The following is a 3,687-nucleotide window of genomic DNA, read 5'->3' as shown; positions in this document are numbered from 1 at the left end:
GAGCATTAATTAAATTCGTAAATTCTTCATTTACTTGCCCAGATGAAATGGTTGTGCCAGGCATAAAATTATATTTTCTTTGAATTTGTACCATATGACGTCTCCTTTCTTCTTTTCCATTCATACTGCACCCCGATACCGTATACAACAAAAGGACGTATATGCGTTACGTCCTCAATCATTATGCCTATTTTTTTCGTTCGATTATTTACCCGTAGGCGATTCATATACATGTCGATTGTATCAAATGTATGCTGGTCCCAAATCGCTTCATCCCAATTGGACACATTCGCAGCATTTGGTCTTGTACCTTCTACCTGCTTCGTTTCAAAATCTAATTTTACTCCTAACCGATATCCGTTCGGTTGATTACTATGCAACCATATCCGATGAATCTTTTTGTCTTGTGTCATCAAACCAAAATCAAAATACTTGGTTTCCATGCGAAAGGGAATTGGCTTTCCATCATCATGATATTCAGGATGAAAGACATACGCATTTGTATTGCTTCCAAAATAAAAATTCCCCTCATAGGTCACGAACACATCCGCTTTGATATTGGAATACACAGTCCAACACGCTAGCAATTCATCATAGACAAGTGTTTTCCCATTGGGAAAAGATAGATAGTACTTTCCTTCAAAATAACCCGCAACTGCTTTACTTTTTTCTGTAAGTGGGATGGCACGCATTGTCGATTCTATTTGCTTGGTTATCACTTGTGCACTTACCATATTAAAATCATTCGCAAATAATCCATACACATGTGTATCACTTAAATAAAAAATTTGATTCCCCACGACTTGAATACTCTCAGGTGCCATACAGCCCGTTGGTGTATTGATTTTTATCAATTCATAATCAGATGTTGTTTTTCCATATAAAGCCCATATGGAATACCGGCAGAAGATAAGTAAACTATTTCGAAACGGTACCAGCCCTACGATTTCATCATTTTCATTGCTTGCCACATCAAAAAAATTAATGGCGGGAAAATAATCATAGACAGCGTATCCAAGTTTGGGATCGATGTGGGAGAATGAAACGCGATTCTTTACGTCATGACCGACAACAAATAACCGTCCGCCAAAGAAAGCCATGTATTTGCAGGTAAATAAAGAACCTATATCATTCAATCCTGGATTTCTTTGTTCATCCGCAGTCGGTACATATGGTGTGACAGAGGATAGCTGATTGTCAGCATACACTTTTAGAGAGATGTGATTAGCAACTAAAACCACACGGTTTCCTTTTCGGTCTTTCATCGTGATAAAATGCGCGCTGTCACCAGTAGAGGGCGGACCTGGGATATCCACAAAGAATTTCCCATTCCATCTCCTCAGGCGGTCACCCATCATCAGCAATTCATGTGTGCCATCTGACTTGAGAAAAGTATAGGCACCTGTTATCTTCTCTCCTACATAACCAACTTTCTTATAACCGGTTCGTTTTCGAATCTCCCCTATACCAATCACTGCATTTTCTACTTTACTGAGTTCTTTATCCTCAATTAGATTTGCATACACGGTATCATTTAATCCCATTGAAAAATCTTTAAATTCAGCAGTATCCTTCAATCCTCATCACCTACTTTCCATCCGCAAGGAAGGTAGGTGCAGCACGATACTCGTGGATAGTCTTGATTCGTACACTTGCTCTCTTTACTTTCCGTTTCTCACGAAAGACGGCATATTGTTGCCTACGCTCCTGATATCGCTGCATACGATCTGGCCTATCCGCATAATCTCCATCCATAAACTGTAGTTGTCCAACAGCGTATAAAATTAATAAATCATGATAGGGACTATCAATTTCAGGTACATCTTCCATTCCTTTTAGATGACTTAACTTTTTATAATAATAGACTTCAATCGGTTGTTGACTCCCGCCTTGTAACATCAATTCATTTCCCCACACCCAATACCCTTGCTGATTTTCTTCCCCTACAGGTATACGCGGAAATACTTTGTTCGTTTGCATCACTCGTTCTATATCTTGTACGTCATTTGGTAATGTGTACGGGTACTCTAACGTGGCTCTCTTTTCTATCCTTGCAATCGGGGTGATATCATCTAATGCACGATTGAGCCAATGTTGAATATCTCCATTTTCAAAAATATCATCCACATCCCGGTTCACTTGCAGGATTAGCTCTTGCAGATTCACGATGGTCCCTCCCCATATTTACACCCTGTACATATTTTTGTACGCCATCCACACGGCCATATGCATGCGCGTTCCAAAAGGCTTCTTTTGATTCTTTTGCGTAATCTTCCACTAAATCTTGAAGCTGTCTTTCTTGTTCTTGCTGTCTCTTTTTCTCAGTATCTTCCACAGTTTGCACAGCGGAGAATCCGTTCACTGTATGGATTCTCTTGATATGGTCTACAACTTTTGTGTCCAATTGTTCAAAGTCGATTTGTGGAATTTTCATAATTGACATTTCTAACAATCCATCCATGATGACATGTTCCCCGTTCTTGGGATTCCACATAAGGTATAACTGAGGATCATATTCTTGTAATCTTTCTTCTACATGATAGATATCATTGAGAAATGTTCGTTGAAAACCGCGTTTTTCATACGCATTTGTCATGTAAAAACCTCCAACCTCCATAAAGCGTAAGAAAGAGGAGCGATTGCTCCTCTCCTTTTATTTCGTATATCCAGTTGCCTCTTGCACATCAGATAATTGCCAGAACGCATTACGTGCATGACATACCATCGTTTCTAACATATATGCTGTTGCTTCATATGCCGCTTTATTTGGTACACGCGAGAACATCGAACCGTCCTCTTCCATGAATTGAAGGTCCGCTACACGATATAATCCTAAATCATTATAATTACCGCCCCACACAATACCTGCCGGCATATAACGGTCTACTAAAAATGGTTTCCCATCAAACTCTAATGCAGAATAACCACCTTCTAACTGCATTACATTTGTATACCGTTTATTTGTAGTCAGTACCGCCTCATATGCTGCACGTACGCCATGCGATCCCATCAGGAAGTCTGTTTCTTTCCCGCTTACAATCGATGTTTCATCCATTACTAAGCGTAGTAACGCATCTGAGATCGGACGAGCCGTTCCCCCGTTCGCAAATAGATTTGCCTTCCACCAAGAATATGTCGCAGGATTTAATGTTTGTAATGTTAATTTATCATCAATGATACCACCTAGTCCCATCGGCTCTAAGTTCGAAGAACCAGCTGATACAATCCCATCAGTTGCCGCTGTTGTGACAGCTGCACCGTCAATTGTGATGGTAGTCGCTGCACGATCAATGGCAGTAATTGTTCTTCCTGCGGTTGTAACTGTCCCCGTTGCATTCACAATATCCACCTTTTGGCCAACGAAGAATCCTTTCACACTGTTTACCACCAGTACGTTTGCTGCCGTTGTTTGTGCTGTGCAATTTGCAATACGTCCTGTCCCATTCCCAAACGTAACGCGAGCACGGAAGTTCTTCATGTCTGTCGTTAATCCCTTAACCTCGGATTCTACTGCACGAAGATACGAAGTTTCATTTTTCTTCGAAGATTCAATCGTTTGTACTGTAAGTTCTAAACGACCCGCCACCATACGCGCTGTACCTGTAGAACTTTTATACGCTTGCTGACCTGCAGTTGGTAACGTCCCATTTTCCGCAACAGCTCCCACACCTGTATTACGTCCGAAGT

General features: G+C 40.7%; 4 protein-coding genes. All 4 read right to left on the bottom strand.

Annotated elements, in window-relative coordinates:
* Positions 1-68 precede the first annotated feature (68 nt).
* Positions 69-1,577 (bottom strand): hypothetical protein, encoded by a 1,509-nt coding sequence (locus ACODS7_RS31305; protein WP_243169175.1) that lies wholly within the window; start codon positions 1,575-1,577, stop codon positions 69-71.
* Between the two features lie 10 nt (positions 1,578-1,587).
* Positions 1,588-2,166, bottom strand: a complete 579-nt coding sequence (locus ACODS7_RS31300; protein WP_243169174.1) for a phage adaptor protein — start codon at positions 2,164-2,166, stop codon at positions 1,588-1,590.
* Complete coding sequence (locus ACODS7_RS31295) at positions 2,120-2,596, bottom strand: 2,3-dihydroxybenzoate--AMP ligase (RefSeq protein ID WP_243169173.1); 477 nt, start codon at positions 2,594-2,596, stop codon at positions 2,120-2,122. Before ACODS7_RS31295 ends, ACODS7_RS31300 begins: the two co-directional genes overlap by 47 nt.
* 57 nt (positions 2,597-2,653) lie before the next feature.
* Positions 2,654-3,687: phage major capsid protein (locus ACODS7_RS31290; protein WP_488828458.1), on the bottom strand; the 1,034-nt coding region annotated here is incomplete at its 5' end.

The sequence above is a fragment of the Bacillus sp. FG16 genome (assembly GCF_057809515.1).
Note: the sequence above shows the minus strand (reverse complement) of the source record. Positions and strands in the feature narration are given on the sequence as shown.